General features: G+C 66.3%; 22 protein-coding genes. 16 read left to right on the top strand and 6 right to left on the bottom strand.

What is annotated here, in order from left to right; translation table 11 throughout:
• Positions 1-8 precede the first annotated feature (8 nt).
• From LK540_RS01015 to LK540_RS00990, 6 genes are all read right to left on the bottom strand, one after another.
• Positions 9-1,094, bottom strand: a complete 1,086-nt coding sequence (locus LK540_RS01015) for a sensor histidine kinase (protein WP_229435128.1) — start codon at positions 1,092-1,094, stop codon at positions 9-11.
• A 13-nt stretch (positions 1,095-1,107) separates the two neighbouring features.
• Positions 1,108-1,911 (bottom strand): LiaI-LiaF-like domain-containing protein, encoded by an 804-nt coding sequence (locus LK540_RS01010; protein WP_229435127.1) that lies wholly within the window; start codon positions 1,909-1,911, stop codon positions 1,108-1,110.
• Positions 1,904-2,278 carry a LiaI-LiaF-like domain-containing protein gene (locus LK540_RS01005; RefSeq protein WP_229435126.1) on the bottom strand — a complete coding sequence of 125 codons (375 nt, stop codon included), beginning with the start codon at positions 2,276-2,278 and terminating at the stop codon, positions 1,904-1,906. Before LK540_RS01005 ends, LK540_RS01010 begins: the two co-directional genes overlap by 8 nt.
• Positions 2,279-2,515: 237 nt before the next feature.
• Entirely contained in the window at positions 2,516-2,689 is a 174-nt protein-coding gene (locus tag LK540_RS01000) for a hypothetical protein (RefSeq protein ID WP_229435125.1), read from the bottom strand.
• Positions 2,690-2,727: 38 nt separating this feature from the next.
• Complete coding sequence (locus tag LK540_RS00995; protein WP_229435124.1) at positions 2,728-2,892, bottom strand: hypothetical protein; 165 nt, start codon at positions 2,890-2,892, stop codon at positions 2,728-2,730.
• 299 nt (positions 2,893-3,191) lie between these two features.
• Entirely contained in the window at positions 3,192-6,197 is a 3,006-nt protein-coding gene (locus tag LK540_RS00990) for a TonB-dependent receptor (protein ID WP_229435123.1), read from the bottom strand.
• 236 nt (positions 6,198-6,433) lie between these two features.
• On the opposite strand from LK540_RS00990, the gene LK540_RS00985 reads away from it, so the two are divergent.
• The 16 genes from LK540_RS00985 to LK540_RS00910 all read left to right on the top strand — a co-directional run bounded on the left by LK540_RS00985 (position 6,434) and on the right by LK540_RS00910 (position 24,436).
• On the top strand, positions 6,434-7,375 hold the full coding sequence (locus tag LK540_RS00985; RefSeq protein ID WP_229435122.1) for an N-acetylmuramoyl-L-alanine amidase-like domain-containing protein: 942 nt from the start codon (positions 6,434-6,436) through the stop codon (positions 7,373-7,375).
• A gap of 512 nt (positions 7,376-7,887) precedes the next feature.
• Positions 7,888-9,843, top strand: coding sequence for a nucleoside-diphosphate sugar epimerase/dehydratase (locus LK540_RS00980; protein ID WP_229435121.1), 1,956 nt, complete (start codon positions 7,888-7,890; stop codon positions 9,841-9,843).
• Positions 9,844-9,894: 51 nt separating this feature from the next.
• Entirely contained in the window at positions 9,895-11,223 is a 1,329-nt protein-coding gene (locus tag LK540_RS00975) for a nucleotide sugar dehydrogenase (RefSeq protein ID WP_229435120.1), read from the top strand.
• 28 nt (positions 11,224-11,251) lie between these two features.
• On the top strand, positions 11,252-12,313 hold the full coding sequence (locus tag LK540_RS00970; RefSeq protein WP_229435119.1) for a Gfo/Idh/MocA family protein: 1,062 nt from the start codon (positions 11,252-11,254) through the stop codon (positions 12,311-12,313).
• Position 12,314: 1 nt separating this feature from the next.
• Positions 12,315-12,905, top strand: coding sequence for an acyltransferase (locus LK540_RS00965; protein ID WP_229435118.1), 591 nt, complete (start codon positions 12,315-12,317; stop codon positions 12,903-12,905).
• A gap of 88 nt (positions 12,906-12,993) precedes the next feature.
• Positions 12,994-14,160, top strand: a complete 1,167-nt coding sequence (locus tag LK540_RS00960) for a DegT/DnrJ/EryC1/StrS aminotransferase family protein (RefSeq protein WP_229435117.1) — start codon at positions 12,994-12,996, stop codon at positions 14,158-14,160.
• On the top strand, positions 14,157-15,407 hold the full coding sequence (locus tag LK540_RS00955; RefSeq protein WP_229435116.1) for a lipopolysaccharide biosynthesis protein: 1,251 nt from the start codon (positions 14,157-14,159) through the stop codon (positions 15,405-15,407). The genes LK540_RS00960 and LK540_RS00955 overlap by 4 nt, the downstream gene beginning before the upstream one ends.
• Positions 15,404-16,693, top strand: coding sequence for a hypothetical protein (locus LK540_RS00950; RefSeq protein WP_229435115.1), 1,290 nt, complete (start codon positions 15,404-15,406; stop codon positions 16,691-16,693). The genes LK540_RS00955 and LK540_RS00950 overlap by 4 nt, the downstream gene beginning before the upstream one ends.
• Positions 16,620-17,720 (top strand): glycosyltransferase family 4 protein, encoded by a 1,101-nt coding sequence (locus LK540_RS00945; RefSeq protein ID WP_229435114.1) that lies wholly within the window; start codon positions 16,620-16,622, stop codon positions 17,718-17,720. The genes LK540_RS00950 and LK540_RS00945 overlap by 74 nt, the downstream gene beginning before the upstream one ends.
• 181 nt (positions 17,721-17,901) lie before the next feature.
• On the top strand, positions 17,902-18,594 hold the full coding sequence (locus LK540_RS00940) for a hypothetical protein (RefSeq protein WP_229435113.1): 693 nt from the start codon (positions 17,902-17,904) through the stop codon (positions 18,592-18,594).
• Complete coding sequence (locus tag LK540_RS00935) at positions 18,591-19,391, top strand: hypothetical protein (RefSeq protein WP_229435112.1); 801 nt, start codon at positions 18,591-18,593, stop codon at positions 19,389-19,391. The genes LK540_RS00940 and LK540_RS00935 overlap by 4 nt, the downstream gene beginning before the upstream one ends.
• Positions 19,379-20,635 carry a glycosyltransferase family 4 protein gene (locus tag LK540_RS00930; protein ID WP_307729141.1) on the top strand — a complete coding sequence of 419 codons (1,257 nt, stop codon included), beginning with the start codon at positions 19,379-19,381 and terminating at the stop codon, positions 20,633-20,635. The genes LK540_RS00935 and LK540_RS00930 overlap by 13 nt, the downstream gene beginning before the upstream one ends.
• Positions 20,628-21,989 carry a DegT/DnrJ/EryC1/StrS aminotransferase family protein gene (locus LK540_RS00925; RefSeq protein ID WP_229435111.1) on the top strand — a complete coding sequence of 454 codons (1,362 nt, stop codon included), beginning with the start codon at positions 20,628-20,630 and terminating at the stop codon, positions 21,987-21,989. Before LK540_RS00930 ends, LK540_RS00925 begins: the two co-directional genes overlap by 8 nt.
• Positions 21,986-22,576: a sugar transferase gene (locus LK540_RS00920; RefSeq protein ID WP_229435110.1), complete on the top strand. Its 591-nt coding sequence runs from the start codon at positions 21,986-21,988 to the stop codon at positions 22,574-22,576. The genes LK540_RS00925 and LK540_RS00920 overlap by 4 nt, the downstream gene beginning before the upstream one ends.
• A 10-nt stretch (positions 22,577-22,586) precedes the next feature.
• On the top strand, positions 22,587-23,189 hold the full coding sequence (locus tag LK540_RS00915) for a phosphoesterase (protein ID WP_229435109.1): 603 nt from the start codon (positions 22,587-22,589) through the stop codon (positions 23,187-23,189).
• A gap of 56 nt (positions 23,190-23,245) precedes the next feature.
• Positions 23,246-24,436 carry an acyltransferase gene (locus LK540_RS00910; RefSeq protein ID WP_229435107.1) on the top strand — a complete coding sequence of 397 codons (1,191 nt, stop codon included), beginning with the start codon at positions 23,246-23,248 and terminating at the stop codon, positions 24,434-24,436.
• Positions 24,437-24,811 lie beyond the last annotated feature (375 nt).

Below are 24,811 nucleotides of genomic sequence, written 5' to 3'. Positions count from 1 at the left end.
CCCTCTCCTCAGTTCGTATCCGGTGCGTGCCGCGCCATGCCGGCCGCAGGCAGCGTCAGGTCGACATAAAAACGCCCTGGCTCGCGCAGCCAGTGGATGCTGGCCTCGTGCGCATAGGTCGCCGCCAGGCGCTGGCGCACGTTCGCCAGACCAATCCCGCAGCCGGCGACCGGCGCCACCGCTTCCTCGTCGTCGGCATCGTTCTCGACGCGGATGCGCAACAGCGAGCCCGCGCGCCGCGCCACGATCCGGATCGCGCCGCCTTCTAGCCGGTGGCCGATCCCGTGCTTGACCGCGTTTTCCACCAGCGGCTGCAGGATCATCGGCGGCACCAGGCAGTCGGCCGCATCGCCGGCGACGTCGTCCTCGAACGCAAGACGCGGCCCGAAGCGCACCCCCTCCACCGCCAAAAAGGCCTGCACCAGCGCGATCTCCTGCGCCAGCGGCACCTTGCGCTGGGCATCCATGCCCAGGCTGCGGCGGAAGAAGTCCGACAGCTGCAGCGTCATGCTGCGCGCCGCCGGCGGATCGATCGAGGTCAGGGCGCTGATCGAATTCAGGCTGTTGAACAGGAAGTGCGGGTCGATCTGGGTGCGCAGCATGCGCAGTTCGGCTTCCTGGGCCGCCAGCTTCATTTCGAGTTCGCGCCGCTCGAGGCTGCGCGCGCGTTCGAATTCCAGCGCCAGGTACTGGCCGACCGCCGTCATCGCGTACAGGATCACGCCGAGGCCGAACATCAGGGCCGCGAAGGGCCGCGTCACGACGAGGGAGCCCTGCGCCGGGCCGGCCGACATGCCGCGCAGCAGTTCGCTCCAGCCGCTGCCGGCCGCCGTCCATAGCAGGCTGGCGCAGACTGCGGTGCCCGCGAACACCAGCAGCACCGAGTAAAGGGGCCTGCTCGCCAGCGGGTAGGCGCGGCACAGGTAATACGACGAAAAGCCGCTGGCGCAGCCATACACCAGCGCCAGCGGCAAGGCGAACAGCAGGCTGGCGCCGATGCGCGCGCCGGTGGCGGCCACGATCAGGCCGGCGAGCAGCAGCCCGAATAGCAGCCAGGCCGCCAGGTAGAGCGCGATGCTGCGCCGCGCATGCATCAGCCGGTCACCATCAGTTGCGGACCTCGACGCCGCCCATGATCGCGTAGCCGCGGATCACCAGGCGCTTGTTGCCGTCGGGCGGCGCAACCGTCTTCTCATCGAAGCCGCCCATGATCGGCGTACCCTGCAACACCACCGTCCAGTCGGGCGGGCACTTGATGGTGACGCCGCCCCAGAAGGCGAACACGTTGATCACGGCTTCACCGGTCGCGATCGAGGCGCCGCGCATGTCGAGCACGCAGCCGCCCATCACCGCGGTGATTTCGCCGCCGCGGAAGTCCTGGCTGTGCACGCGGCGGTCGAAGCCGCCGAGGATGGCGGTGACGTCGATCTTCTGCGTGTCGCCGGCCGGCGCCAGGCCCTCGCCCGGCCTGTCGTCGACCATGCCGTGTCCAACCAAGCGCTGTCCGGTCATGGCGCGGTAGACCAGCACGGCGCCGGCGCCGATCAGGAACAGCGGCCAGGCCATGCGCCAGGTGATGTAGATGACGCCGAGCCGGTTCAGGATCATGACCGTGCCGATGCCGATGCCGGCCAGGCCGATCAGGTAGCCGCTCGGGGTCGAGGTGTCGAGCAGCTTGGCGACGCCGGCGAAGATGAAGACCAGCGGCCAGAAGGCCACCGCGTCGTGCAGGTCGAGGATGTCGAGGTTATCGAGCAGGAACAGCAGGCCGACCACGATGACCATCAGCCCCAGCACCACCTGCCCCGTCATGCCGCGTTCGGCACGGCGCGCGGCGCGGCGCGCCCGGCGTTCCTGGCGCTTGACATCACGCCCCTTCATGCCGCCCTCTTCGATGCCGTCCTTATACATTTTCCTTCTCCTTGTTCGATGCGAAGCGGCGCGCGAACACAGGCGCGAGTACCAGTTGCAGCCCCCACATCAGGATGAACAGCGGCCAGCTGTTGCGGAAGGTCAGGCCCAGCAAGCCCTCGAAGACCGCGAACAGCCACAGGCCGATAAACACCGTCCACAGCCCGCTCGTGAACTCCCTGGCGCTCGGGTAGCCGATGGTCTGGTTGATGCCCGCCACCACCAGCAGCAGCGGCCAATAATGCCACAGCGTCGCGATGTCGAGAACGTCCACGCGGTCGAGCAGGAAGGCGACGCCGACCGCGATCAGGACCAGTCCCCACATCATCTGCTTGCGCTGCCTGTAACCATTGTGTTCGGTGCCCATGCCGTCCTCCGTGTTGTGATGTCTGTACGATAGCCGGGTGTGGGAGCGCGGGAAAGCGCCATTCGGCGAACGGCGGCGCCGGATCGGTGAATGACGGAGGAATCGGCGGGCTGCGCCGCCTGGCGGTGGGCGGCGTGGCCGGGGCGCTGGAGACGGAATGCGGAAACAAACCGCGGGGACGAAAAAAAGCCCGCCTCGAAAGGCGGGCCGGATGGCGTGATGCTACGCTGCCGCGCGTCAGGCTGCAGCGGACAGGTTCATCGCCGGCTGGTTCTTGACCTGGTTGCGGTACTTGGCGCTGGCTTCGGCCTTCTTGACGGCTTCGCGTGCGATGTTGGTGCGGCGGATTTCCAGGCGTTCCTGCTTGCCGCGGTGTTGGGCTTCGTGCTTGTTGCCGATTTTCTTGGTCATGACCTTCTCCTCTGTTGAAACGGTATACAAGGCAGTGGTCAGGAGCGGTGCTGCGACACTCGCACGTCCGCCGGCATCAGCATTTCCCAACCGAGCTGGCGGCGGATTTCTTCCGGTGCCGGCGGCGGTTTCGGGTCGCGCGAACGCCGTTCGAGGTATTCGCGCACAACATGCTTCGGTGGATTCGTGGTCGTTGCAGACATGGCGCCTCCGCTTGCACTGCATGCCGGCGCCACATGGCGACGGCGTGGAATCTGGTGCCGATCCTCGAGGCGACCGGCTAACCTGTTGAGGTATTTGGCTGCCCGCCGAATCGAATCGCAGGCGCCTCACTCACACAGGTTCATCATAGCGAAGGCGTCGCCGGTTCACCGTTAGCTGCCGCACACTGCGCGGAAGAACTCGGCAATTAAGGCAGGCTTAAGTGTCTGCGCGGCTGCTACGCCCAGGCGTGAAAAAGGGGAGCCACAGCTCCCCTCGCCTGTTCGCGCGAACCGCGCGGTCAGAACTTGTAGCGCAGGTTCAGGTAGAACTGGCGCCCGCTCACGTCCAGCTTCTGCTGCTCTTCCTCGCTGTAGCGGTAATAGGCGCGCTTCACATTGGTGAGGTTGGTCGCGCTGAACGACAGCGACAGCTGCTGCGTGAGGTTGTAGCTGGCGTTCAGGGCAAGCGTGGTCACCGGCGCCGCCATGGTCGGCGCGGTCGGCATCACGATCCCGTTGATGACCGAGTTGCCCTGGCTGTTGGCGGTCGGCGACGGCGCCGTGGTGCTGTTCACGTATTCGCCGCGGTAGTTCGCCACCAGGCGCGCCGAGGCCTTGTCGTTCTCGAAGTACAGGCCCAGGTTGCCGGCCCATTCCGAGGCGCCCACCATCGGGCGGCCGTCGTCGACCTTGGTCTTGGCGCGGCTGACGTTCGAGGTGAAGCCGAACGGGCTGCTGCCGAACGGCTGCTCGTAGGCCAGCTCGATGCCGGTGATCTTCGCGCCCTGCTGCGACGAGGTGTTGATGAAGAAGGTCTTCACCACCTGGTCGCGCGGATCGGTCAGTTCGATGGTCGAGGTGCCGACGGTGCCGGTCTTCACGTAGCCGTCGATCTTCGAGTGGAACACGCTGGCCGTCACGTTCGAGCGGCGCGCGAAGAACCAGGACCAGGAGATGTCGACGTTGTCCGAGGTGAGCGGATGCAGGTCCGGGTTCGGACCCGTCACGCGGCAGCCGTTGACGTCGCAGCCCGGAGTGCCGAAGCCGCTCCCCAGCACGTTGTAGTTCTGGCGGCCGATGGTACGGCTGGCGCCGAAGCGGGCGATCATGTCCGGCGTGATCTCGTAGCGCAGGTTCAGGCTCGGCAGGAAGTTCTTGAACACCTTGTGGGTCGGCGTCTTGTAGTACATCGTGCCCGACAGCTGGTTGAAGGTCGTGCCGTCGTAGAAGGCCACGGCATCGCCGGCATCCGTGATCGCGCCTGGATAGGCCGCGCAGACGGTCGGCGCCTGGCCCGGCGCGCTGCGCAGGCAGGTGCGCGGGTTCGGGATCGGGGTGGCGATCTGGGCGTCGACCACGGTGCGCACGTAGCGCAGGCCGACGTTGCCCGACCACGGACCGTTCTCCAGGTTGGCCATCAGGTAGGCCGAGCTCTGGCGCTCGCGCATGTCGATTTCGGTGCTGACGCGGCGCTCGAAGGCTTCGCTGGTTTCCTTAGTGTTGGCCGCGATATAGGCCTTCAGCGCTTCCGGCGAATAGGTGAAGCCGGTGTTGTCCCAGCCCGAGCCGCCCAGGCCGGAGCCGAAGTTGCCCGGGTAAGGCTGCCAGCCCTCGGTCGGGGTCACGGTCGACTGGATGATCTTGCCGGTGGCGTCATAGGTGACGGTCAGCGGCGTGCGGAAGGCCGGGCCCCAGCGGCGGCTGTCGCGCTTGTGGTCGGCGTGGCGCAGGCCCATTTCCAGCGACTGCACCCAGGCGTTGTTCAGCTTGTACTCGGCGTCGACCTGGCCGCTCGATTCCTTGTCGGTGGTCTTCACGCCCGAGGCGGTGCGGCCGACGATCATGTAGCCACTGCCGTCCGGGTTGATGCCCGGCTGGTTGCTGCCGGCGCCCTGGTACTGGACATACGGCGCTTCGTGCAGGCCGCGCAGCGCGTAGGACACGCCGGTGCCGTAGCGGGCGAAGGTGGTGCCCTGGTCGAGCTCGGTCTGGCCGACGCCGCGCGTGGTCGCGAACAGGCCCTTCACGGTCAGGTCCGGGGTCACGCGGTATTTCGCGTCGAGGTCGATGAAGGAACTGGTGGCCTTGGCGCCGTCGCGGTAGAAGCCTTCCGAGTTGCCCACGTACTGGGGCGTGGTGCCGTCCGGGAAGACGATGTCGGCCGACTTCAGGACCTTCAGTTCGTGGCCGTACAGGGTGCGTTCGGTGGTGATCACCGGGTTGCGGATCTGGGCATACACGCGCTGGCCGTTCGACGAGGTGTTCGGCGAGGTGCCGGTGGTGCCACCCAGCGCTTCGCCCTTACCCATCAGCATGGAGTAGATGGCGCCCGAGGTCAGGCGGCCATTGTTGTTCGCGTTCATCTGCGAATGGAAGCCGGTCAGGGTCACGTCGAGGTCGGCGTTCGGCTTGAACTGCATCGACAGCATGCCGCCCTTGCGGTCGCGTACGGACTCGACGAATTCCGAGCTCATCGAACCCGGCAGGCGCACGCCGTTCAGGTCGGCGGCGGTATAGCCGGTGCCGGCCAGCGAGGCGTCGGTGATGCCGAGCATGGTGGCGGTATTGATCTCGCCCCAGCCGCTGCTGGTGCCGTAGGCAAAGCGCGACACCGAATCGCGGCGCACGTAGCGCTTCTGGGCAAAGCCCTGGGCGATGATGCCGAAGGTGTTCGCTTCGTTCTTCCAGTTGACCGAGACGTCGGCGTCGGGCGCAGTCTTGTCCGGCAACTGGGCATAGCTGGCGCCGATGCTGGCCACGCCCGACAGGCGTTCCTTCTGTGCCAGTGGCTTACGCGTGGTGACGTTGATGGTGCCGGCCAGGCCGCCGTCGACGATGTTGGCATACGAGGTCTTGTAAACCAGGGCCTGGTTCAGGACCGAGGACGGCATCAGCGACAGGCTGGTCGAGCGCGAGCTCGAGCCCTGGTCGCCGACGTACCAGTCGCCGCCGGAAACGGTATGGCCGTTGAACAGGATGAGGGACATGTCGGGGTTGGTGCCGCGCATCGACACCTTTTCCGCTTCGTCATAGTCGGTACGCACGGCCACGCCGGCCAGGCGCTGCAGCGAGTCGGCCAGGTTGCGGTCGGGCATCTTGCCCACGTCTTCCGCCGTAATGACCTCGACGTTGCCGGTGGCATTCTTCTTGACGGCGAGCGACTTGGCCATCGAGGCGCGGATGCCGGTGACCTCGACGGTCTGCATCGGCGCTTGCGCCTCGCTGTCCTGGGCCAGGGCCGGCAGTGCGGCCAGGCCTAACAGCGCGGTCGATACGGCCGCTGCGAGCGGCTTCTGCTTGAACATGTTCTCTCTCCTGATATAAGTATTGGCGTCCTGCGGCAGCATGACTTTTCTGCCATACTGAAAGTATTAGCTATAAGCAAATAACTTGCACAATCACTTGTCATCCTCCTGTCATAACTTGGAGGAATGTACATATCGCCTGCAACCGCCGGTTATGGCCGGGCCACGAATAATCATTGTCAAATTGACTCGGCGCGCGTTAGCGTTGGCGTTTCGATTCTCGGAATTCATTGCCCATGCGCTCACTCTCCCTGCTCCTCGCCGGCGCCGTGCTGGCCGGCTGCGCCACCCCGCCCGCGCCGAAGACCGCCCAGGCGCCGGCCGCCCCGGCCCCCATCGAGACCATCCTGCAGAAACCGCTTTATCAGATGAGTCCGGTGGAAGCCGGGCGCTACGTGGCCTGGCAGCATGCGGCCGAGCCCGACCTGCGCAAGCGCATCGCGGCCATCGGCCGCAAGAACATCGGCCAGCCCTACATCCTGAATCTGCTGGGCGAATTCCCGTTTGAGGTGCACGACAACCTGCCGCTGTTCAGCCTGGACCACAGCGACTGCGTGGTATTTGCGGAACACACTTACGCGATGGCGCTCTCGAAATCGTGGGAAGAGTTCTTCTGGATGCTGCAACGTATCCGCTACAAGGACGGCGTGATTGGGGTGGCCACGCGCAACCACTACACGGAACTGGACTGGAACGTGTCGAACCGCTGGCTGGTCACCGACATCAGCGCCGAACTAGCCGGCGCTGGCGCTCCGGGCTACGACATGCGCGTCGACCGCGCACGCTTCCTCAAGACGCGCCACAACACGGTGCGCGAGATCCCGGTCGAGACCAGCCGCCAGGCCTATGTGCCGAAGGAGAGCGTGGCCGCGATCGCGGCGCAGCTGCAGGAAGGCGATTTCGTGAACGTGATCTCGACCCGCGACGGCGAGCACTGGGCCTCGCACGTCGGGCTGGTGGTGTTGGGGCCGAACGGCGAACGCCACTTCCTGCATTCGTCGGAACCGCGGGTGCGCGAAGAGACCTTCGAGTCCTACATCGCCCGCGCCGCCGAGCGCGAAGCGAAGAATGCGCGCGAGGGCAAGAACGGCCAGCGCCTGGCCGGCTTCAAGTTCCTGCGCCTGAACGACAACATCGTGGTGCCGCCGATGGCGCCGCAGCCGCGTCCGGGAGCCTGACGGAGCGGTCTTCCCCCGCCCGCCCTTGCCTGCCGCCCGATGCCGGACGGCGGGCGCTGGCGGATTGCCCGCGCTTCACGGCCGTTCTCCACCGCCGCTCTTCATCCCCGCTTTCCGTCAGCTTCCTGCCTCCGCCGTTCTCCGCCTTTCCGGCGCCCCCTCACGTTCTCGGCCTCCCCGCTATTTCCCTGCAGTTCACCTGGGCAGTAACGCCTTTACCTCTAAAGATAGTTCCATAAAGAAATCTATCACGTAAATTACGTCGATATATTTCCTATTTCCATTTCTTATATTTAACGACAGCCGTTTTTCATTTTAATTCGCAATTCGCGGTTGAGCAGGGTCAAACGCCGCATGCCAAGGCGGCCGGATAATAAACTTACTCAGCGATGATTAGTCTAATTCTCGCTCATTGATTTAATTAATCGCGGAAATATTGCTGAGCACGTTAATTCCTTGTTTTTACCAGCCTGGATAATCCGCATTCCCGCAACCATTTGACCGCGATTACCATGTCGACCCAGTCCACGAATATCCTGAACCAGTTCTGTGCCCGCATGGTGTCGCTCGGTCGGACCACGAAAATCGCCCTGATGGTCGCGATCGACCTGCTTGCGCTGCCCCTTTGCTTCCTGATCGCCCTGCTGCTGCGCGGCGACATGCGGCTCGCCGCCAATTACGGCCCGGCCTCTTATATATTAGTGGCGCTGGTCACGATTGCCGCCTTTTCGATGTCCGATCTTTATCGGGCCGTTATCCGCTTCATCGACCAGCGCTTATTGGGCGCCACCGGCCTGGCCCTCGGCATCGCCGTATTATGTGCTTATGTCGTGCTGTTTGCCATTAATGACGCGGTATTTCCCCGCAGTGCATTGGCCATTTACTGGTTTATCGTTTTCTCGTATGTCGTCACCTCGCGTATCGGCATGCGCAATTTCCTGCGCAATCATACGGAAGGCCGCCAGACCTCGGACGCCGTCGCCATCTACGGCGCCGGCGAACCCGGCGCGCGCCTCGCGCAAACCATGCGCAACAGCGACGAACACCGCCCGGTCTGCTTCTTCGACGACAAGCGCGCCCTGGTCGACCGCACCATCGCCGGCCTGCGCGTCTTCCACACCGACCGCCTGGCCGACCTGGTCGCCGCCCACGGCATCCGCACCGTCGTCATCGCCGTGCCCGCCATGCCGGCCGAGCGCCTGCGCGACATCATGCAGCGCCTGGCGCAAGCCGGCGTCACCACCAAGATCCTCAGCCGCCTAGTCGACCTGGCCGACGACCGGGTGCGTCCACGCGACTCGATCCGCGAACTGAAGTTCGAAGACCTGCTCGGCCGCCCGCCGGTGCCGCCGCGCCTTGACCTCTTTGCCCGCTGCGTGCGCGGCAAGACCGTGCTCGTCACCGGCGCCGGCGGCTCCATCGGCGGGGAACTGTGCCGCCAGATCGTCACGCTCGGCCCGGCGCGCCTGCACCTGCTCGACCACTCCGAATACGCGCTCTACACCGTGCGCCAGGAACTCAGCACCCGTTTCCCCGACCTGCGCATCGACGCCCACCTCGGCTCGGTCTGCAATGCCGACCTGGTCGAACGCATCCTCGGCGGCAGCCACGTCGACACCGTCTACCACGCCGCCGCCTATAAACACGTGCCCCTGGTCGAGGCCAACATCGTCGAGGGCTTGCGCAACAACGTGCTCGGCGCCCAGGTCGTGGCCAGCGCCTGCGCCCGCCACAACGTCGAAACCTGCGTGCTGATCTCCAGCGACAAGGCGGTGCGCCCGACCAACATCATGGGCGCCAGCAAGCGCATCGCCGAACTGATCTTCCAGGCGGCCGCCGCGCGCGGCAGCCAGACCACCTTCTGCATGGTCCGCTTCGGCAACGTGCTCGGATCCTCGGGTTCCGTGATCCCGCTGTTCCAGCGCCAGATCGCCAAGGGCGGCCCGCTCACCATCACCCACCCCGAGGTGTCGCGCTACTTCATGCTCATTCCCGAGGCCGCGCAGCTGGTCATCCAGGCCGGCGCCATGGCCAAAGGCGGCGACGTCTTCGTGCTCGACATGGGCGAGCCGGTGCGCATCGTCGACCTGGCGCGCACCATGATCGCCATGTCCGGCCTCACCGAAAAATCGCCGCAGAACCCGAACGGCGACATCGAGATCAAGTTCGTCGGCTTGTTCGCGGGCGAAAAGCTGCACGAGGAACTGCTCACCGACGGCACCGTCTTCCCCAGCGAGCATCCGCGCATCATGCGCATGAAGGAAAACGCGCTGCGTCCCAGCGTGCTGGAAACCTGCATCACCTGCCTGATGATGGCCTGCGAGACCCACGAGCGCGCCATGATCGAATCGATGGTCAAGGCCATCGTCAGCGAATACACGCCGCAACTGCCGGCAGCCGCACCGGTGCCGCTGCCCGAGCCGGCCCGTCTCAGTCTGATCAACAAGTTCGTGCCCTTCCGCATCTAGCGGCACGGCTTCCGTTTTTGATTCTTTTACCTTGAATTGGCGAGGATACCCATGCGCGACGAACACCAATCGGCCCACCTGCAACAGCTCACCGCAAAACTGCGCGACCGCACAGCCGTCGTCGGCATCATCGGGCTCGGCTACGTCGGCCTGCCGCTGACCCTGCGCTATGCCGAAGCGGGTTTCCGCGTGCTTGGCATCGACATCGACAGCGCGAAAGTCGAGAAGCTGAACCGCGGCGAGAGCTATATCCGCCACATCGCAGCCGACGACATCGCCGCTGCGCGCGAGGCCGGTTTCGAAGCCACCACCGATTTCACCCGCGCTCACGAAGCGGACGCCCTGGTCATCTGCGTGCCCACGCCCCTGAATGCCTACCGCGAACCCGACCTCTCCTTTGTGCTCGACACCGTCGACTCCCTGCTGCCCTTCATCCGCCCCGGCCAGCTGCTCTCGCTGGAAAGCACCACCTACCCCGGCACCACCGAGGAAGAACTGCGTCCACGCCTGGAGTCGCGCGGCCTGGAAGTCGGGCGCGATGTCTTCCTCGTGTTCTCGCCAGAGCGCGAAGACCCGGGCAACGCCCACTTCGAAACCCGCACCATTCCAAAGGTCTGCGGCGGCAGCACCGCGGCCTGCCTGGAAGCCGGCGTCGCCCTGTACAGCGCCGCGATCGACCGCGTGGTGCCGGTCAGCTCGACCCGCGCCGCGGAGCTGACCAAGCTGCTGGAAAATATCCACCGCGCGGTGAACATCGGCCTGGTCAACGAAATGAAGATCATCGCCGACAAGATGGACATCGACATCCACGAGGTGATCCGCGCCGCCGCCACCAAGCCTTTCGGCTTCACGCCCTATTACCCCGGTCCGGGCCTGGGCGGGCACTGCATCCCGATCGACCCCTTCTACCTCACCTGGAAGGCGCGCCAGTATGGCGTGCACACCCGCTTCATCGAACTGGCCGGCGAAATCAACAGCGACATGCCGCACTGGGTGATCGGCAAGGTCACCGATGCGCTCAACCAGCGCGGGCGCTCGGTGATGGGCAGCCGCGTGCTGGTGCTGGGCATCGCCTACAAGAAAGACGTCGAGGACATGCGCGAGTCGCCCTCGGTCGAACTGATGGAACTGCTGCGCGACAAGGGCGCCCACGTCGATTATTCCGACCCGCACGTGCCCGTGTTCCCGCGCATGCGCGAGCACCGCTTCGAGCTGTCGAGCGTGGCGCTCACGCCCGACGCCCTGGCGTCCTACGACCTGGTGCTGCTGGCCACCAGCCACAGCGCCTTCGACTACGACATGATCCGGCGCTATGCCAACCTGATCGTCGACACCCGCGGCGTCTACCTGGAACGCCTGCCCCACGTCGTCAAGGCCTGAGGCCACCCAGCGTCCACCGGAGAACGTCATGCGCAACTATCCCCCTGCCATCGTCGACCGCAAGATCCGCTTTGCCCTGGTAGGCTGCGGCCGCATCGCCAAGAACCATTTCGGCGCCATCGCCGAACACCGCGAACGCTGCGAACTGGTCGGCGTCTGCGACATCGACCCGCGCGCCCTGCGCGAGGCAGCCGACAAGACCGGCGCCGAAGCCTATGCCAGCCTGGACGACATGCTGGCGCGCTGCGACGCCGACGCCTTCATCGTCACCACGCCCTCGGGCCTGCACCCCGAGCAGGCGGTGCGCATCGCGCGCGCCGGGCGCCACGTGATCACCGAAAAGCCGATGGCCACGCGCTGGGAAGACGGCAAGCGCATGGTGAATGCCGCCGACGCCGCCGGCGTGCGCCTGTTCGTCGTCAAGCAGAACCGCCGCAACGCCACCCTGCAATTGCTGAAGAGCGCGGTCGACAAGAAGCGCTTCGGCCGCATCTACATGGTCAACCTGAACGTGTTCTGGACCCGGCCCGACGAGTACTACAACAGCGCAAAGTGGCGCGGCACCTGGGAATTCGACGGCGGCGCCTTCATGAACCAGGCCAGCCACTACGTCGACCTGATCGACTGGATCATCGGCCCGGTCGAGAGCCTGCAGGCCTACACCGCCACCCTGGCGCGCAACATCGAGGTCGAGGACACCGGCGTCATCAGCCTGCGCTGGCGCAACGGCGCGCTCGGCTCGATGAACGTGACCATGCTCACCTACCCGCGCAACATGGAAGGCTCGATCACGGTGCTGGGTGAACACGGCACGGTGCGCATCGGCGGCGTCGCCGTCAACGAAGTGCAGCAATGGGAATTCGCCACCCCTGACGCCGACGACGACAAGGTGCGCGACGCCAGCTACCAGACCACCTCGGTCTACGGCTTCGGCCACCCGCTCTACTACGACAACGTCATCAAGGTGCTGCGCGGCGAAGCCGAACCCGAGACCGACGGCCGCGAGGGACTGAAGTCGCTCGAGGTGCTGGTGGCCGCCTACATGTCGGCGCGCGACGGCAAGCGCGTCGCCCTGCCGCTGGAGTATTGAGATGGACGCCGGCATCCATTCCAGTGCCATCGTCGACGACGGCGCCACGCTCGGCCCCGGCACCCGGGTCTGGCACTTTGCCCACGTCTGCGCCGGCGCCCGCGTCGGCGCCGGCTGCTCGCTCGGGCAAAACGTGTTCGTCGCCAACGACGTCGTCATCGGCGACCGCGTCAAGATCCAGAACAACGTCTCGGTCTACGACGCCGTCACCCTGGAAGACGACGTGTTCTGCGGCCCGAGCATGGTGTTCACCAACGTGCACAATCCGCGCGCCGCCGTCGAGCGCAAGCACGAGTACCGCCGCACGCGCGTAAAACGCGGCGCCACGATCGGGGCCAACGCCACCATCGTCTGCGGCGTCACGGTCGGCGAATTCGCCTTCATCGGCGCCGGCGCCGTGGTCACGCGCGACGTACCCGATTTCGCCCTGATGGCCGGCGTTCCCGCGCGCCAGATCGGCTGGATGAGCCGCCACGGCGAGCGCCTGCCGCTGCGCCTGGGCGGCAACGGCGAAGCCCTGTGCCCGCATACCGGCGACCTGTACCTGCTCCAGGACGGCGTCTGCATGCTGGTCCCCGAAGCACAGGCTTGAATGGTCGCCACCGCGCCCGATCCTTCGCCTGATACCGAGCCTACATACCAAGCCCGACACCGAGCCCGACACCGAGAACGGAACCACCATGGAATTCATCGACCTGAAAGCTCAGTACGCCGCCTCGCGCGAAACGATCAACGCACGCATCCAGGCCGTGCTCGACCACGGCCAGTACATCCTCGGCCCTGAAGTGGCCGAACTCGAGGCGCGCCTGGCCGACTACACCGGCGCACGCCACTGCATCACGGTGGCGTCCGGCACCGAGGCCTTGCTGATCGCGCTGATGGCGCTCGGCATCCGTCCCGGCGACGAAGTCATCACCACGCCCTTCTCCTTCATCGCCACCGCCGAGGTCATCGTGCTGCTCGGCGCCACGCCGGTGTTCGTCGACATCGATCCGGCCACCTGCAACATCGCCCCCGGCCTGATCGAAGAACGGATCACGCCGCGCACGCGCGCCATCATGCCGGTGTCGCTGTATGGCCAGCCGGCCGACATGGACGAAATCAACGCCATCGCCACCCGCCACGGCCTGGCCGTGATCGAGGACGCCGCCCAAAGCTTCGGCGCCACCTACCGCGGGCGCCAGAGCTGCAATCTGTCGACGGTCGGCTGCACCAGTTTCTTCCCGAGCAAGCCGCTGGGCTGCTACGGCGACGGCGGCGCCCTGTTCACCAGCGACGACGCGATCGCCGCCGCCGCGCGCGAAATCCGCGTGCACGGCCAGTCGCGCCGCTACGTGCACACCCGCGTCGGCGTCGGCGGGCGCATGGACACCCTGCAATGCGCGATCGTGCTGGCCAAGCTCGATCGCTTCGACTGGGAGCTGGCCCAGCGCCAGCGCGTGGCCGACGGCTACGAGGCCCTGCTCTCGGGCCGCGTGCAGCTGGTGGGCCAGGCGCGCGACCGCAGCAGCGCGCATGCCCAGTACACGGTGGTGGTCGAGGAACGCGAGCGCGTCCAGGCCCAGCTGCAGGCGGCCGGGATTCCCACCGCCGTCCACTACCCGGTGCCGATGCACCTGCAGCCGGCCTATGCCCACCTGTCCAGCGCCGACGCCTGCCCGGTCGCCAGCGGCATGGCCGCACGCGTGCTCAGCCTGCCGATGGGCCCCTACCTCGACGACGCCGGCACGCGCCGCGTGGCCCAGACCCTGCTGCAGTCGCTGCGCATTCCGGTTCCGACGTCCGCTGCGGCTTCTGACGCGGCCCCCGCGGCATCCACCGTCACAGCGAGCGCCGCCACAGCATGAAGCTGCATCCGCCGACCTTCTGGAAGCACGTGATGACGGTGCTGGGCGGCGCGCTCGGCGCCCAGGCCCTGCCCCTGCTGGCGGCGCCGCTGATCACGCGCCTGTGCACGCCGGCCGACATGGGCGCCTTCAGCCTGTGGCTGGCGATCGTGGCGGTCACGGCCATCGGCGCCACGCTGCGCATGGAAACGGCGATGATCCTCGACCACGACACCGAGCAGCAGCGCACCTGCTTCGGCGTGGTGCTGTACGCGGCCACCATCACCGCGGTGATCGTCACCGCGCTCACCGTCGGCGCCCACCTGGTCGACGTGCCGGCGATCCACCAGCTCACCTGGCCGGCCCTGCTCACCGTCGGCGTCGGCACCTGGCTGACCGCCAACATGCAGACCACGCTCGCCTATGCCACCTCGCACAATGCCTTCGGCAAGGCGGCGCGCGCCAAGGTCTGGGGCGCCGGCACCATCGCCGTGTCGCAATTGATTTTGCTGTTCGTCGGCGTCGGCGGCGTGGCCCTGCTGGCCGGGCAACTGATCGGCCTATTCACGGGCCTGATGATGGCGCGCCACTTCCTGCAACCGCCTCCGGCGCGCATCGGCTGGACGCTCGGCCCGGAAGCGCGCGCCTACCTGGTACGGCACCGGAACTTCTGGCGCTACGCCCTGCCCTCGAACCTGCTCAACAACCTGGTCGGCCAGTTGCCGCTGTTCCTGATCGGCATGCGCCATGGCGCCATGGCGGCCGGTCTGTACGCCCTGACCCAGCGCGTGCTGGCCGCACCGATCTCGCTGCTGGCGGCCTCGGTGCTGGAAGTGTTCAAGCGCCAGTCGGTGCACGAGTTCCAGACCGTCGGCAACTGCAAGCAGGCCTACCGCTACACCTTCAAGGTGCTGATGCTGCTGGGTCTGGCGCCCTCGCTGGTGCTGCTGCTGTTTTCTCCGCACCTGTTCTCCTGGGTATTCGGCCCGGCCTGGCGCGAAGCCGGCGAACTGGCCCAGATCCTGGCCCCGCTCTACTTCCTGAACTTCGTCGCCAGCCCGCTCAGCTATGTGTTCTTCGTCACCGGCAAGCAGAACGTCGATTTGTGGTGGCAGCTGACCCTGTTCGTCATGACGGTCAGCGCCTTTGTCATCCCCGGCTCGCTGCACGACAACGTGCTCTGGTACGCGATCGGCTATTCCTCGCTGTATTTCGTCTACCTGCATATGTCGTGGCAGTGTTCCCAGAACCGGCTGGCCACAGCATGAACATCCGCGCCGCCATCCCGGCTTTGCACCCGCGCCTGCGTTCGGACTTGCGTCCGCTTTCCTCGCGGCGCGAGCAGGCCATCCTGCTGGCGGCATTCTTCCTGCTGTTCCCGGGATTTTTCTTCTATCACACCCTGCTCGGCACAGGCACCACCGGCGCCTTCCTCGGCGGCTATTTCGCCCCGATCTCGGTGCTGTTCGCGCTGCCGCTCACCCTGATCTACATCAAGCGCATGCGACGCGACCCGCGCCGCTTCCACCTGGTCGACCTGCACCTGGGCCTGTTCCTGCTCTACTTCGCCGCCGTCATCATCGTGAACGCGGCCGCGGGCGCGAACCGCACCATCGTCGGCAACCACATCCTGGGCTGCCTGTTCATCTTCAACATGTTCGTGATCGCCAGCTTCCTCGACTTTGCCGGCCGTCCCTTCCGCATCGTCGGGCTGCTCAGCCTGGCTGGTATGTCGGCGGTCGCCTTTTCCTATTCGGTGGACGGGGTGTTCTACCTCGGCGCCATGGGCATCGCCAAGGATGCCGACGCGCTCGCCACCTACCAGGGTTTCGCGCGCTCCTACCTGATCACCTTCCTGCCGGTCGTCGCGTTCACCCGCTCGCTGCCGCTGCGCCTGCTGCTGCATGCGGGCGGCGCCGCCACCCTGTTCGTGAACACCGCGCGCAGCGAGTTCGCGGCCCTGATGTTCGTGATTCCCATCATCGAATTCTATTACTCGCGCCACAAGCTGCACTTCATCCTCTGCGGCCTGATCCTGTTCTTCGTGATCCATCTGTACTTCGACCGCATCCTGGCCGCACTGCCCGACAACCGCATCCTCGAGCTGCTCGACCTGTCGCACTCGACCTCGGCCAACAAGCGCCACTACCTGACCGTGCACGCAGTGCAGACCATCCTGGCCCATCCCCTGCTCGGCGACTACGCCAGCTACAAGCCCGGCTACTACTCGCACAACGTGCTCTCGGCCTGGGTTGACCTCGGTTTCTTCGGCATCGCCTACCTCAGCCTGGTGACGATCGTGCCCATCATCCCGATGTTCATCCGCGAATACTTTGCCCCACGCCACTGCGGCATCTTCCTGCTCGGCTTTTCCATGGCCTGCGTCACCGTCCTGCTGCTCATTACCTCGCACTACTTCACCGACATGCTGATCGGCGCCACGCTGGGCGCCAGCTCCCGCTACTTCTACGAGAGGAAATATGCGAAAAATCGCACACCTGACCTCCGCCCACCCGCGCCACGACACCCGCATCTTCATCAAGCAATGTCGTAGCCTGGCGGCGCATGGACATGACGTGAGCCTCGTGGTGGCCGACGGGGCCGGTCCGGAACGCGCCGACGGCGTGCGCGTGGTCGACGTCGGGCGCCTGCCCGGACGCGTGAACCGCATGCTGCGCACCACCCGCCGCGTGCGCGACGCCGCGCTCGCCCTCGACGCCGACGTCTATCAATTGCACGATCCCGAACTGATCCCCGTCGGCCTCAGCCTGAAGCGCCTTGGCAAGAAAGTGATCTTCGATTCGCACGAAGACGTGCCATCGCAGCTGCTGGCGAAACCCTATCTCGGCAAGACGTCGGCGCGCCTGCTGTCGCAGTCCTTCGGCGCCTACCAGCGCTTCGCCTGCAGCCGCTTCGATGGCGTGATCGCCGCCACCCCGACTATCCGCGACAAGTTCGTGCCCATCAATCCGCGTTCGGTCGACGTCAACAACTATCCGCTGGTGAGCGAATTCGATGTCGCCGCCGACTGGCGCAACAAGCCGGCCCAGGTCTGCTATGTAGGCAGCATCTCGGCCATCCGCGGCATCCGCGAACTGGTGCGCGCCTGCGCGCTGCTGCGCTCGAACGCACGCCTGGCGCTGGCCGGGCAGTTCGCCGAAGCCGAGCTCGAAGCCGAGGTGCGCGGCTATCCGGGCTGGGACAAGGTCATCGCCCACGGCCACCTGGGGCGGGTGGGCGTGAACCGCGTGATGCGCGGCGCGATGGCCGGGCTGGTGACCCTGCATCCGGTGCTGAACTACCTCGATGCGCTGCCGGTGAAGATGTTCGAATACATGGCTTCGGGTATCCCGGTGATCGCCTCGCGCTTTCCCCTGTGGCGCAGCATCATCGACAGGCACGGTTGCGGCGTCTGCGTCGACCCGGGCGACCCGGCGGCGATCGCGGCCGCCATCGACCACCTGGTCCAGCACCCGGAACTGGCAGCGCGCATGGGCGAGAACGGCCGGCGCGCCGTGGAGCAGCATTACAACTGGCTGCACGAATCCGAAAAGCTGATCGCGTTTTATGAAACGGTGTGATTTCTCATGACGCGCCGGAACTCCATGGAATCGCCATGCCATATCTCCGGCGGCGGCGATATTTTCCATTCAGAAAATCATTGTGTTTTTTAATTGCGCATTCCACACGCAGATTTAATCAGCTTCAAAGAACAATTTACCGACCGGATTTATTGTCTTATTAAACTGCCGAGCCGACACCATGAATTCCATCCTGCGCCATTACCGCCTGCTGTCCGATATTATCCGGCTCCCCGTGGCCCATCTGCATTTCGACTCGGCAATTCATCCTACGGATATCCGCACCACCTACCGTTATTACACGAAACCGCATCCGCGCTATAAAGTCATCCGGAATAAAACCATCGGCGCCGCCCTGCTCGACCTCGGCAGCCTGGGCACGCAGGAACACTACCTGGAATCCATCAAGGGGAAAAACGCCGGCGCCCACCATGCACGGCGCGCCCGCGCACGCGGCTACCAGCTGCGCCACATCGACCGCAATGCGTATATCGACGACATCTACGCGGTCAATACCTCGCTGGAGGAACGCCAGGGCCGGCCGATGGACGCGAAATACCGCGAAAAATCCACGGCATTCGATACGCTTGCGCATTTCAGCTATTACGGCGTCTTCAATTCCGACAATCGCCTGGTCGCTTATGCGAATCTCGGCCATTACGGTAATTTCTCCTCGTTTTCCCAGCTGATCGGCATCCGCAACAACGACGGCATCATGCACATGATGGTGGTCGATATCGTCGAGCAATTAATTTCCCAGGGCCGCGCGCGCTACCTGATGTACGACACCTTTTTCGGCGCCCAGCCAGGTTTGCAGACATTCAAAAAAATCCTCGGTTTCCGCCCCTATCGCGCCAGGTACACATTGCAATGATCAGTCTCCTGAATCGGCTGTATGCCGACTATTTCATGCCGACCAGGCTGGGCGAATACGGCGCCCTGCTGCGCGAGGCGCGCGACCGCGGTTATGCACAGATAACCGTGCGCAGCTTCTTCCGCCAGCTCGTGGCGGCAGACGGCGGGGTGCCGGGGTCGGCGCCGGCCAGGATCCTGGTGCACCGGCACGACATCGACAGCGATGTCCGCACGGCGCGCAAGATGTTCGACCTGGAGACCCGGCATGGCGTCAGCGCCAGCTATTACTTCCGGCTCAGTACCCTGGATTTCGGCTTCATGCGCGAAATCGAGGCCGCCGGCGGCGAAGCCAGCTACCACTACGAGGAAGTGGCGGACTTCGCCAAGCGCCACCGCATTCGCTGCGCCAAGCTGATCCGCCAGCGCTTTCCGGAAATCCGTGAACTCTTCGTGCGCAACTTCAACAGCATCGGCGAACGGCTCGGCCTGCAGATGGTCACCGTCGCCAGCCACGGCGATTTCGCCAACCGCCGCCTGAATGTCATCAACCACGAGCTGCTGCGCGACCCCGAGCTGCGGCGCCGCTGCGGCATCGAGTGCGAATCCTACGACAACGAGTTGCTGCGCCATTTCAATATGTACATCAGCGACCGCTCCTACCCGCAGTTCTACTACCCGATGTCGCCCTTCGACGCCATCGAGCGGCATGAGCGCATCTGCTTCCTGACCCACCCGGTGCAATGGGAAACCAACTGGATCGAGAACACCCGCTGCAACGTCCGCCGCCTGGCAGAGGAGATCGCATGGCGCGCCTGAATATCCTGCTGATCAACCATTACGCGGGCTCGGTACGCCACGGCATGGAGTACCGCCCCTACTACCTGGCACGCGAGTGGGTGCGGCTCGGGCACCGCGTGCGCATTGTCGCGTCCTCGACCTCGCACATCCGCGCCCAGGCGCCGGAAATGGACGGGCGCGCACGGCTCGACCAGACCATCGAGGGCGTCGACTACACCTGGTTCGCCACCCCTTCCTACCAGGGCAACGGCGCGGCGCGGGTGCGCAACATGGCCAGTTTCGTCTGGCGCCTGCTGCGCGAAGGACGCGCCCTCGCACGCGAGGTGCAGCCGGACATCGTCATCGCTTCCAGCACCTATCCGCTCGACATCTGGCCGGCCCGCCGCATCGCCCGCCGGGCCGGTGCGCGCCTGCTGTTCGAGCTGCACGATTTGTGGCCGCTATCGCCGATGGAGCTGGGCGGCTACTCGCGCTGGCACCCCTTCATCATGCTGCTGCAGGCGGCCGAGAACTACGCCTGCCGCCATGCCGACGCCATCGTCTCGATCCTGCCCAAGGTGCGCGAGCACCTGGAAGCGCACGGCATGGCGCCGCACAAGCTGCACATCGTGCCGAACGGCGCCGATCCGGCCGAATGGCTGGCGGACAGTGCGGCCCTGGCGCCCGCGACCGATAAACTGCTGGCGGCGCTGCGCGCCTCGAACGACTGCATCGTCGGCTACGCCGGCACCCACGGCATCGCGAACGCCCTCGACACCCTGGTCGAAGCCGCTTCGCTGCTGCGCCACCGGCGCGTCGCCTTCGTACTGGCCGGCGGCGGCCCCGACAAGCAGCGCCTGCGCCTGCGCGCCCGCACCCTGGCGCTCGACAACATTTACTTCCTCGACCCGGTGCCGAAGCAGCAGGTGCCGGCCCTGCTGCGCCGCTTCGACCTTGCCTACATCGGCTGGAAGCGCCAGCCCCTGTACCGTTTCGGCATCGCGCCGAACAAGCTGATCGACTACATGATGGCGGCGCGCCCGGTGGTGCACGCGGTCGAAGCCGGCAACGACCCAGTGGCCGAGGCCGGCTGCGGCCTCACTGTCGCGCCCGAAGACCCGCAAGCCCTGGCCGCCGCCATCGAGGCGCTGATGGAAACCGCCCCGGCCGAGCGCGAAGCCATGGGCCTGCGCGGCCAGCGCCACGCCCTCGCCCACCTCACCTATCCCGTCCTCGGACAACGCTTCTTGACCGCCTGCGCAGGAGACCCACAACATGGATGATCACCAGCTTGCCGGAGCCGGCACCGATGCGCCCGCCGCTTCCATCGCCACCCTTACGCCCCCCATGCCCGCCGCGTCCATGGCGCCCGCTTCGGCCGGTGCAGCCGGTGCGCCCACGGTGCCGGCGACGCCGGCCGCGCAGGCCGCCTCTACCTCGCCCGGATCGGCCGCCGGCGCCGCACCCGACGCCGGAAGCGCCACTGCGGCGCCCTTCCTCCCGTTTGCCCTACCCGACATCGGCGAAGAGGAAATCGCGGCCGTGGTCGAGTGCCTGCGCTCCGGCTGGGTCACCACCGGCCCGGCGACCCGTCGCTTCGAGGCGGCGTTTGCCGCCTACCTGGGTGGCGGGGTCCAGGCCATTTCCGTCAACTCGGCCACCGCCGGCCTGCACCTGGCGCTGGAAGCGCTCGGCATCGGTCCCGGCGACGAAGTCATCGTGCCCACCCTCACCTTCACCGCCACCGCCGAGGTGGTGCGCTACCTGGGTGCGCAACCGGTGCTGGTCGACGCCGATCCGGCCACCCTGAACCTGTGCCCGCGGGCCGTCGAGGCGGCGATCACGCCGCGCACGCGCGCCATCGTCCCGGTCCACTATGCCGGCATGGCCTGCGCCATGTACGAACTGCTGGCGATTGCGCGCGCCAACGGCCTGCGCGTGGTCGAGGATGCGGCCCACGCCTTCCCGACCCGCTACCGGGGCCGCCTGGTCGGCACCCTCGACAGCGACATCACCGTCTTCAGCTTCTACGCCAACAAGACCATGACCACCGGCGAAGGCGGGATGGTGATCGCGCGCGACCCCGACCTGGCGCGCCGCATCCGCCTGATGCGCCTGCACGGCATCAGCCAGGATGCCTTCGACCGCTATGTCTCCAAGACGCCGGCCTGGTTCTACGAAGTCGTGGCCGCCGGCTTCAAGTACAACCTGACCGACATCGCCTCGGCGATCGGCCTGGAACAGCTGCGCAAGATCGACCGCTTCCTGGCGCGGCGCGAGCACCTGGCAGCGCGCTACGACGCGGCCCTGGCCGGCCTGCCCCTGCTCCTGCCGCCGCGCCCTTCCGGCGACAGCACCCATGCCTGGCACCTGTACGTCGTGCGCCTGCGCGCCGGGGCGCCGCTGGGCCGCGACGAACTCATCCTGCGCCTGTCGCAAATGGGCATCGGCACCAGCGTGCACTTCATTCCGCTGCACCGCCAGCCTTACTGGCGCGACAACTGCGCCTCGGACCCGGCCCGCTTCCCGGCCGCCGAGGCCGCCTATGGCGCCATGCTGACCCTGCCGCTGTACACGCGCATGCTCGACGCCGACCAGGACCGCGTCATCGCGGCGCTGCAGAAGCTGCTGTCATGATGAAGCGCGCCTTCGACCTGACGGCCGCAGCGCTGGGCGTGCTGCTCCTGCTGCCGCTACTGGCCGCGATCGCGCTGTGGGTAAAGTTCGATTCGCCCGGGCCGGTACTGTTCCGGCAGTTGCGCGTCGGGCGTGGCGGCCAGCTGTTCGAGATCCTGAAGTTCCGCACCATGGCCGCCGCAACCGACCCGCGGCGCCAGCTGACCGTCGGGCGCGATCCACGCATCACGCGCGCCGGCCACGTGCTGCGCAAGTACAAGCTCGACGAACTGCCGCAACTGTTCAACGTCGTCGGCGGCTCGATGAGCCTGGTCGGGCCGCGTCCGGAAGTGCCGCGCTACGTCGCCTGCTATCCGCCCGACCTGCGTGACCTGGTCCTGTCGGTCCAACCCGGCGTGACCGACCTCGCCGCCATCCTGTACAAGGACGAAAGCAGCATCCTCGGCCAGGCGGCCGACCCCGAGCGCGCCTACATCGAGACCATCCTGCCGACCAAGCTCGAGTATTACGCCCGCTACGTCCGCGAACGCAGCTTCTGGGGCGACGTGCGCATCATCTTCCGTACGCTGGGCGCGCTTGCACATTGACGGGTGCGCAATGTCCTGGCCCCCCATTTTCGAACTCGGCGACCTGACGCTGACGCTGCCGCTCGCCGCCGCGATGGCGGCCGGGCTGCTCGGCGCACGCGACTGGCGCGCCGGCGCCGCCTGGGCCTGCCTGTTCGCGCTGGCGCTGGGCACGGTCGGCGCCGCCAAGCTGGCCTTCCTCGGCTGGGGCACCGGCGTGCCGGCCCTGGATTTCAAGGCGCCGAGCGGCCATGCGGCCGGCGTCAGCGTGGTGTTCCCAACCCTGTTCTACCTGCTGCTGCGGCACGCGGGCGTGCGGCTGCGCCGTGCCGGCGCCGCGGCCGGCATCGCGCTTGGCGCGGCAGCGGCGTACCTGCTGGTGCTCGCCGGCGAGCACAGCCCGTCGGAAGCCTGGGCCGGCTGGCTGGTCGGCTGCGGCGCCAGCCTGGCCGCCATCCAGCTCGCCGGGCCGGCGCCGGCCGCGCGCCCGGCTGCGGGACTCGTTTGCGCGCTGCTCGCCTTTGCCGGCGTGGCCTGGGCCATGCAAAGGGCGCAGGTCGGGTACTGGATGATCAAGGTCGCCCTCGCCCTGTCGGGCAATGCGCGCCCATTTCCCTGGGACAGCTGCAGCTGAGCCGCCCCCGTCTTGCGCCGCACCTTTAAGCCGCACTTCTATCGAGGAGAATTATCATGTCCATTGCAAGCTTCCACTGTCTGCGACAGAGCCAGCTGAACGAAAACGCCATGCAGTCGCTGTTGATGAACCTGCTGCGCGGCCTCGCCTCGCTACAGGTTGCGGCAGCCCACCTGCGCGCCGAAATCTACCCCGGCCTGCGCGGGCTGGAAGAGCCCGGCCTGGCCTACATGGCCCTGGCCTTCTTCACCGGCTTCGCGCACCAGGCGGTGATGGTCTTCTTCCTGATCAGCGGCTGGCTGGTGGGCGGCAGCCTGCTCGACAAGATCGGCAAGCCCCAGGCCCTGCGCTCCTACGCGATCGACCGCGTGACCCGGCTCTGGACCGTGCTGCTGCCGATGCTGGTCATGATGCTCGGCATCGGCCTGGTGATCGGCACCATCGCGCCCGAGCCGGCCGGGCTGGGCGCGTCCGACGAATTCTCGGCCGCCGCCTTCGTCGGCAACCTGCTCGGCCTGCAGACCATTTTGGTGGACAAGTTCGGCGGCAATTATCCGCTCTGGAGCCTGGCCAACGAAACCTGGTACTACATCCAGTTTCCGCTGCTGGTGCTGGTGTTCACCGGCCGCGGCATCCTGCGTCCGCTTGCCGCTGCCGCCGCGCTGGCGCTGACCGTGGCCTTCCTGCCCTACGTGATGACGCTCTACTTCGGCATCTGGCTGCTGGGCGCCGCCTTCTCGCGCATCCGCATCGACTGCGGCTTCTGGACCCGCATCGCCGTGCTCGCGGTGGCCATGGCCGTGTCGGTGTACTACCGGCTCACCGGTGTCAACGACGACATCCTGCCCGAGTCCTTCGGCCAGGACCTGATCTGCACGATCCCGATCGTGCTCCTACTGGCCTCGATGCACGCACCGATCGACCGCAACTCGGCCTTCCTGCGCCGCCTCGGCACCATCGGCAAGCAATTGTCCGAATTCTCCTTCACCCTGTACGTGCTGCACGTGCCGGTGATCGACCTGGTTCAGCACATCGGCCTGACGCAGTTCGGCCGCGAAAAACTCGACCCCGGCAGCGCCGCCGATTTCGCGATCTACTTCGGTGTACTCGGCATCCTGATGCTGTCGGCCTGGCTCTCCTACCTGGTGTTCGAGCGCAATACCTACCGGGTACGCCGCCTGGTCAAGCGCCTGCTGCTGCAGCCGCAAGGCAAGCCGGTGGCCAAGCCCATGCTCTTCCCTAAATAAACATCGGTTGGCCGGTGCGCCTTGTCCCCGGGCAGGCGCACTGGTTTTCGCATCTCCCGGCTGGGGTCGGCCCGGCTGGTCACATCGGCCAGCCGGGCCGGCGTGACTGGTGCCACGGCTAGCCGGTTTGGCATGGCTGGTGCCACGGCTAGCCGGGTTGGCATGTCTGGTGCCACCGCTAGTCCGGTTGGCGTGGCTGGTTACACCAGTCAGCCGGCCCGGCGCGGCTGGCTGCATCAGCCAGCAGCGCCAGCTCCTCCCACGCCCCTGCTTATCCGGCCGGCCCCTGTCTATCCGGCCGGCGCCTTTCGCTCCTCTTCTCCTTGAAGTCCCTTATCCGGCAAGCAAGCGCCGGTGTGCCAGACGGGGTCCGCA

It is taken from the genome of Massilia sp. IC2-278, assembly GCF_020708045.1.
Classification (GTDB): domain Bacteria; phylum Pseudomonadota; class Gammaproteobacteria; order Burkholderiales; family Burkholderiaceae_D; genus Telluria.
Note: the sequence above shows the minus strand (reverse complement) of the source record. Positions and strands in the feature narration are given on the sequence as shown.

Excerpts from the sequence above, each read along its gene's own strand:
- LK540_RS01015 (WP_229435128.1), bottom strand. The coding sequence starts at position 1,094 with ATGCATGCGCGGCGCAGCATCGCGCTCTACCTGGCGGCCTGGCTGCTA.
- LK540_RS01010 (WP_229435127.1), bottom strand. The coding sequence starts at position 1,911 with ATGTATAAGGACGGCATCGAAGAGGGCGGCATGAAGGGGCGTGATGTC.
- LK540_RS01005 (WP_229435126.1), bottom strand. The coding sequence starts at position 2,278 with ATGGGCACCGAACACAATGGTTACAGGCAGCGCAAGCAGATGATGTGG.
- LK540_RS01000 (WP_229435125.1), bottom strand. The coding sequence starts at position 2,689 with ATGACCAAGAAAATCGGCAACAAGCACGAAGCCCAACACCGCGGCAAG.
- LK540_RS00995 (WP_229435124.1), bottom strand. The coding sequence starts at position 2,892 with ATGTCTGCAACGACCACGAATCCACCGAAGCATGTTGTGCGCGAATAC.
- LK540_RS00990 (WP_229435123.1), bottom strand. The coding sequence starts at position 6,197 with ATGTTCAAGCAGAAGCCGCTCGCAGCGGCCGTATCGACCGCGCTGTTA.
- LK540_RS00985 (WP_229435122.1), top strand. The coding sequence starts at position 6,434 with ATGCGCTCACTCTCCCTGCTCCTCGCCGGCGCCGTGCTGGCCGGCTGC.
- LK540_RS00980 (WP_229435121.1), top strand. The coding sequence starts at position 7,888 with ATGTCGACCCAGTCCACGAATATCCTGAACCAGTTCTGTGCCCGCATG.
- LK540_RS00975 (WP_229435120.1), top strand. The coding sequence starts at position 9,895 with ATGCGCGACGAACACCAATCGGCCCACCTGCAACAGCTCACCGCAAAA.
- LK540_RS00970 (WP_229435119.1), top strand. The coding sequence starts at position 11,252 with ATGCGCAACTATCCCCCTGCCATCGTCGACCGCAAGATCCGCTTTGCC.
- LK540_RS00965 (WP_229435118.1), top strand. The coding sequence starts at position 12,315 with ATGGACGCCGGCATCCATTCCAGTGCCATCGTCGACGACGGCGCCACG.
- LK540_RS00960 (WP_229435117.1), top strand. The coding sequence starts at position 12,994 with ATGGAATTCATCGACCTGAAAGCTCAGTACGCCGCCTCGCGCGAAACG.
- LK540_RS00955 (WP_229435116.1), top strand. The coding sequence starts at position 14,157 with ATGAAGCTGCATCCGCCGACCTTCTGGAAGCACGTGATGACGGTGCTG.
- LK540_RS00950 (WP_229435115.1), top strand. The coding sequence starts at position 15,404 with ATGAACATCCGCGCCGCCATCCCGGCTTTGCACCCGCGCCTGCGTTCG.
- LK540_RS00945 (WP_229435114.1), top strand. The coding sequence starts at position 16,620 with ATGCGAAAAATCGCACACCTGACCTCCGCCCACCCGCGCCACGACACC.
- LK540_RS00940 (WP_229435113.1), top strand. The coding sequence starts at position 17,902 with ATGAATTCCATCCTGCGCCATTACCGCCTGCTGTCCGATATTATCCGG.
- LK540_RS00935 (WP_229435112.1), top strand. The coding sequence starts at position 18,591 with ATGATCAGTCTCCTGAATCGGCTGTATGCCGACTATTTCATGCCGACC.
- LK540_RS00930 (WP_307729141.1), top strand. The coding sequence starts at position 19,379 with ATGGCGCGCCTGAATATCCTGCTGATCAACCATTACGCGGGCTCGGTA.
- LK540_RS00925 (WP_229435111.1), top strand. The coding sequence starts at position 20,628 with ATGGATGATCACCAGCTTGCCGGAGCCGGCACCGATGCGCCCGCCGCT.
- LK540_RS00920 (WP_229435110.1), top strand. The coding sequence starts at position 21,986 with ATGATGAAGCGCGCCTTCGACCTGACGGCCGCAGCGCTGGGCGTGCTG.
- LK540_RS00915 (WP_229435109.1), top strand. The coding sequence starts at position 22,587 with ATGTCCTGGCCCCCCATTTTCGAACTCGGCGACCTGACGCTGACGCTG.
- LK540_RS00910 (WP_229435107.1), top strand. The coding sequence starts at position 23,246 with ATGTCCATTGCAAGCTTCCACTGTCTGCGACAGAGCCAGCTGAACGAA.